Source organism: Cytobacillus sp. GQ23 (assembly GCF_059758675.1).
In genome coordinates, this window is the sequence record NZ_JCAXER010000090.1 from 1 (window position 1) to 224 (window position 224).

Below are 224 nucleotides of genomic sequence, written 5' to 3' on the forward strand. Positions count from 1 at the left end.
TTTGGAATTAAAAGTGATGCCCAAATAGCGAATTGGGTAAAAAAAGTAAATAATAATGAATCCTTCGAAGATCAACGTGGACTTTGGAACAAAAAGAATTTTAACAGCTTAGAAGAAGAGAATGCATATTTGAAAGCGCAGGTCGAATACCTAAAAAAGCGCAATCCAAATCTACACGGGAAGGAGTGGTCTTGAAATCCGAAAGGTTTCAAATTATTGATGAA

The 224-nt window shown here is 34.8% G+C and carries 1 pseudogene; it reads left to right on the forward strand.

What is annotated here, in order from left to right:
• Positions 1–224 (forward strand): annotated as a pseudogene (locus AC6CHU_RS26040) (IS3-like element ISBth8 family transposase); the annotation flags it as partial.